Raw genomic sequence first — 3,512 nt, forward strand, 5'->3', positions numbered from 1 at the left:
GCGCACGCGCACCGGCAAGACCATCGTGGAAGCGGTGCCGACGCAGGTGCTCTTGCCCAACATTCGTGCTTCCGCCGCTGACTACGCGATGCTCGGCTTGACCGAGAAAGAGCTCGACGTGCTTCTGGGCGTCGGCTCGGCCTCGCGGCTCGCGCTTGTACGCGACGACCGGGGTTCCGTCGTGATCGATGCCGATCTCAGCGCGCTCGGCCCGCTCGTGACCATCCTTGGCGGAATGGAGAAGGGCGAAGCGCTTGTCGGCGCCGATTATCGCGAACGTCCTGATTTCTGGAGAGTGACATGACCCGTACCATCATTCGCAGCGTCGTGCTGCTCGGGCTCGGCCTGACCCTGACAGCCTGTGCACAGCATAATCCCCCGCAAGCCAACTGCTTCAATTTTCGCGAGGCTCCTGCGCAGGCAGGAACCGCCACCGCCACGCTCTCAACCATGGGGGCGGAGGTCACGCGCCGCGACACGTCCTGCGATTTCGTCCTCTTGGGGGCGGGCGGCTGAGCCAATGCGGACCTGGCTTCCTCTCTCGATGATCGGCTTTGCACTGGCAGGTCCCACACTGGGGCCAGCGGTCGCCCAAGGCGTGCCGACCTTCGATCTGCGCCTCTTCGCAGAGCGGCAGGCCATCCTTGAGCAGACCGATCGGGACCTGGCACTGCAGCAGGACCGGCTAAGCCGCGAGGAGGAACTGGCCGAAATCGAGCGCCAGCAACTCGCCTCCCTCGAAGGGCTGATGGATGCCATGTCCCTCGGCTCGGGCGATGTGGCTGGTACCGTCGCCGGACTTGAGGCGGGGCAGGGGGCGGTTGATGACGTCGAGAGCGCCGCCGCCAGCCTCTATGCGCCCGAGGACACCAATCCAGCGGCGGCGCGGATGTTTGGCGATGCCCGGGAAGGGATCGAGGAGCTGATCATCCGCGCAGCACGCGACACCCATAGTCTGCCCGGAGTCGGCCGCGCGGGCCTTTCGCTCGTGCAATGGCGCTGCCTTCTGCAGGCGCTGATCTGGCAGGAAAGCCGTTTCCAGATTGGGGCACGCTCACCCGTGGGGGCCTTCGGACTTACCCAGATCATGCCCGGTACCGCGGGCGATCTCGGGATCTACCCAGCCTATTACGACGATCCCTATCTGCAGGTCACCGGCGGTGCGCGATACCTCGCACAAATGCTGAACATGTTCGATGGCAACATTATCCATGCGCTCGCCGCCTATAACGCCGGGCCGGGCAATGTGCAGGATTATGGCGGTGTGCCGCCCTTCGCGGAAACCCAGCACTATGTCGTGGTGATCCCGCAGCAGTACAACAGCTACCTCGCGGCCGTAGGCGGCATCGATGCGCTCGGCACCATCGACCCTGTGCTCCTCGCCAACGCGAGTTTCAGCCTCTCGGCCCACGGCGCAGGGGTCTATGGCGACTATTCGCTGGTCTCGGTCCGTGCCGCCGCCCTGCGGGTTCAGGACATCATCACCCGCATTGGCGAGACCGAGGATCTCCACGAGGCCATCGCGCTCAACACCTATGCCCGGGCCGAACTGGCCCGGCTGGTCGCAATCCGGACCCGGATCAAGGCCGCCCGAACCGAGCCACTCAGTGCCGAGCAGATCGCCTTGGCGGCGGCCCAGGCTGCCGAGCGGCAATTCATGGATTTCAGTCAGGAGGATTTGCGTTGAACCTGCGCCTGCCCCGTTCCCTTTTCGCCGGTAGCATCGCTCTCGCGCTTGCCCTCAATGTCACCGGACCTGCCGCGGCACAGGGTGTGCCCACGGTGGACACCCAGAACATTGCCCAGGAAATCCGCCAGCTTCAGCAGATGCTGCAGGATTTCGGGATCCAGACCGATCTTCTGGACAATGCGTTGGAGCAACTGGACATGCTGCAAAGCCAGCTCGATCAGCTGAACGAGATGTATGCCTCGCTCACCGGGCCGCGCAGCATCCTCGGGCTCGCCATGGGCGGGGACCTCGACACCTTGCTTCAAGCCAACTTCGAAGACATCCCCAGTCTGATCCGAGGCATCCAGGCGGGCGATTGGAGCGCTCTTATCGGGCCCAATGCTGGGCCCATGCGCACGCAGATGGAACAGGCGCTGGCAAGCGCCGGGTTCGACGAAGATTCACTCCGCGAAATCGCCACCAGTGGCAATCCGGGCGCTGAAGGCGTGGCCACGCGGGCAACCACAGGGGCTGTGATGTCGGCAGCGGCGCAGAACAGCCACGCAGAGGCGGAACAGTCTCTCGAACGGGTGGAACGTCTGGTCGAGATGATCCCGGACATGGAGGATCTCAAAGCCTCGATGGATCATAACACTCGCGTCACGGCGGAACTCGCCATCGCCATGACCCGGATGTGGGAGCTGGAAGCGATCCAAACCCTCGGCGCAGGCAATGCAGGCGTGGTTGACGCCGCCACCGTTGCCGAAGAGCGCCGCTACATGGACTTCACCTTGCCGGATCTTGAGCCGTGAGTGGGGCAGGGGTGATGAGCGCGCGCGAACTCGTGGAAGAGGAACTTGTCTACGGTGCCCTGCGCCGGGAACAGCTTTGGCGGATGATCGGCCTTTCCGGGGCAGGCTTTGGCGTATTCGGCTGTTTGACGGCTGCGGCTGTCGCGCTGATGGTCGAAACGCCGCCTCCCGTGGTTGTGCCCTACGATCCCGCGACCGGGATGGCGCTCCCCAATGCCACGGTCGAAACCGTGTCCCTTGCCGAACGGCCAGCCGTGATCGAGGCTCAAATCTACCGCTACCTTCTCGACCGCGAGACTTACAACCAGCTCGGCAACGATCTTCGTGTTCGCCGTGTCCTGTCACAGTCTTCCGGGGGAGCCGAGGCCAGCATGCGCGCCATGTGGACATCTGGGCAGGAGAGCTATCCGCCGACGCGATACGGAGCTACCGCCGAGATGGCCGTTGAGATCGCCTCGATCACCCTTATTGGCGAAAACCGCGCCCAGGTCCGGCTCAGAAAGCGTCTGACAAGCCCGCAAGGGGTACAAGATGGATCGTTCACTGCCACGTTGATGTTCGAATTCCGGCCGGAGCGGACCCGCGCGATCGACGACGTCTGGCAAAACCCTTTCGGTTTCACCGTCACCCAATATGCCATCCGATCGGACCGTTCCGAATGACTCACACTGCAATCACTACGCTGTTGGCTGCCGGATTTCTCGCGCTCGCGGGAACGACTGCCTTGGCCGAGACCACGCCCCGCCCAGGCTCTCACGACAATCGCGTGCGCGTGGCGACCTGGACTGAAGGCCAGATTTACCGTGTCGTCACAACCCTGACCCGCGTCACCACAGTCGAATTTGGTGAGGGCGAAACCATCCGCTCGATCATCGCCGGCGATACGGTCGGGTTTCAATTCGACGGTGTCCCGGGTGGCCGTGCCTTCGCCATCAAGCCGACAGCATCTGGCGTCGCCACCAACATCACCGTCTACACCAACCGCCGCTCCTACTACTTCCATGTCGTCGAAGCCCGGGAGACGCCGCATT

The 3,512-nt window shown here is 63.7% G+C and carries 5 protein-coding genes and 1 pseudogene; all 6 read left to right on the forward strand.

Translation table 11 applies throughout. The features are described from left to right. Positions 1–304: pseudogene (locus tag DL237_RS20255) on the forward strand (type IV secretion system protein B4); the annotation flags it as partial. After that, positions 301–516, forward strand: coding sequence for a hypothetical protein (locus DL237_RS20260; protein WP_114964030.1), 216 nt, complete (start codon positions 301–303; stop codon positions 514–516). The pseudogene DL237_RS20255 and the gene DL237_RS20260, both read left to right, overlap by 4 nt. A 4-nt stretch (positions 517–520) precedes the next feature. Next, a complete protein-coding gene (locus DL237_RS20265) occupies positions 521–1,687 on the forward strand; it encodes a lytic transglycosylase domain-containing protein (protein ID WP_119400789.1) in 1,167 nt (388 codons plus the stop codon). Further along, positions 1,684–2,481, forward strand: a complete 798-nt coding sequence (locus DL237_RS20270; RefSeq protein ID WP_043754623.1) for a type IV secretion system protein — start codon at positions 1,684–1,686, stop codon at positions 2,479–2,481. Before DL237_RS20265 ends, DL237_RS20270 begins: the two co-directional genes overlap by 4 nt. A 14-nt stretch (positions 2,482–2,495) precedes the next feature. Further along, a complete protein-coding gene (locus tag DL237_RS20275; RefSeq protein ID WP_119400790.1) occupies positions 2,496–3,143 on the forward strand; it encodes a virB8 family protein in 648 nt (215 codons plus the stop codon). After that, positions 3,140–3,512: TrbG/VirB9 family P-type conjugative transfer protein (locus DL237_RS20280; RefSeq protein ID WP_158585699.1), on the forward strand; the 373-nt coding region annotated here is incomplete at its 3' end. The genes DL237_RS20275 and DL237_RS20280, both read left to right, overlap by 4 nt.

Source organism: Pseudooceanicola sediminis, assembly GCF_003575965.1.
Taxonomy (GTDB): Bacteria; Pseudomonadota; Alphaproteobacteria; order Rhodobacterales; family Rhodobacteraceae; genus Pseudooceanicola; species Pseudooceanicola sediminis.